Annotated in this window: 1 protein-coding gene and 1 pseudogene; one reads left to right on the plus strand and one right to left on the minus strand. The window is 35.8% G+C overall.

Annotated features, from left to right (window positions below; translation table 11 throughout):
* The first annotated feature begins 82 nt into the window (after positions 1-82).
* Positions 83-1,426, plus strand: coding sequence for a S41 family peptidase (locus H8R24_RS17975; protein WP_317172603.1), 1,344 nt, complete (start codon positions 83-85; stop codon positions 1,424-1,426).
* Between the two features lie 86 nt (positions 1,427-1,512).
* On the opposite strand, the pseudogene H8R24_RS17980 reads toward H8R24_RS17975, so the two are convergent.
* Positions 1,513-1,617: pseudogene (locus H8R24_RS17980) on the minus strand (lytic transglycosylase domain-containing protein); the annotation flags it as partial.
* Between the last annotated feature and the right edge of the window lie 72 nt (positions 1,618-1,689).

Consider the following 1,689-nt stretch of genomic DNA (forward strand, 5'->3'; position numbering starts at 1 on the left):
TTTGCATTTAAACAAGAAAAAGTAGCTCTAAATACCTCTGTTTTATTGGATTTGCAATTTTTCAGCAAGCCCTAATTTAGAAATACAAGACTTCATCTGGAAAGGATTAAATCAATATTATTTATGGCAAGCCGATGTTCCTAATTTAGCCGATGATCGTTTTGCGACACAAGACCAGCTCAATGCTTTTCTAACAAACTACCCTGTGCCTGAAGATTTATTTACAGCACTACGAGTAGACAAAACAATTGACCGTTTTAGCTGGATTGTATCCGACTATTTAGTACTAGAGCAAGCACTTGGTGGTATTACCAAAAATAACGGTGTTGAATATGGACTATCGTACAAGCCCGGAAGTACTACCGAAGTATTTGGATACGTTCGCTACATCCTTCCAAACTCTGATGCCGCTACAAAAGACATTAAGAGAGGAACTTTGTTCTCTGCAGTAGACGGGACACCACTTACCATTAGCAACTACCAAACATTACTGGCTGCAGATACTTATACCTTAAATCTAGCCTATTACAATGGCAGCACCGTTACTTTAAATGGAAAATCAGTTGCATTAACAAAAACAACCTTGGCCGAAAACCCTATTTTTATCAATAAAGTAATTACCAATGGGACACACAAAATAGGTTATCTAATGTATAATGGATTCTATGCTGAATATGACAGCCAACTAAACGATGCGTTTGGTTCATTAAAATCAGCAGGAATAACCGATTTGGTATTGGATTTAAGATACAATAGTGGAGGATCAATACTTACCGCAACAAGACTTGCTAGTATGATTACAAAACAAGCCACTACCAAGATTTTTGCAAAACAACAATGGAACTCTAAAATCAACGATTACTACGCTTCAAACAATCCAGACGCCTTAAACAATTATTTTGCAGACAAAATAAGCTCAACCGACATCAATAGTGTCGATTTGCCAAAAATCTACATCCTAACCTCAAAAAGTACCGCATCTGCAAGTGAGCTGGTTATAAACGGCTTAAAACCGTATATAAATGTTGTACAAATAGGCGATGTAACAACTGGAAAAAATGTAGGATCAGTTACTTTATATGACTCCCCTACTTTTGGAAAAACAAATAGAAACGCAAACCACCGCTACGCCATGCAACCACTTGTTTTAAAAATAGCAAACGCAGCGGGTTTTGGCGACTACTTTAACGGACTGACTCCGGATTATCAATTAAAAGAAACCATAAGCAATCTTGACGTTCTTGGAAATCCTAGCGAACCGTTATTAAGCATAGCGATAGGAAAGATCACTGGAACCGGAAAAACAATACAACAAAGTTCAGAAAAAAGTACGAACTACTTGAGCGATTCAAAATCCATTGAAGGCTTACAAAACCAAATGTATCTTGAAAAAGCTCCAGAAGGACTTTTAAAAGCACTAAAATAATAGTTAGTGTACTCCAAAAAAAAATCATCCGCAATCTAATCTAGATTGCGGATGATTTTTTTTATACTTACGTTTTATTGCAACAACTAATACCCACTTAACGGAATTTCGATGCTGTATTTTTTATTGGTTGGATTGTCTAACTTTCGATCTCTTAACCAGGGATTGTGTATTTTTAAAACCTTGTAATTAGGGCTTGCTGAAAAAGTATTCTCAATTTTCATATAACTGGATTTAATTTTACCAAATAATCACTTTCATAA

The organism is Flavobacterium muglaense (assembly GCF_014305155.1).
Taxonomy (GTDB): domain Bacteria; phylum Bacteroidota; class Bacteroidia; order Flavobacteriales; family Flavobacteriaceae; genus Flavobacterium; species Flavobacterium muglaense.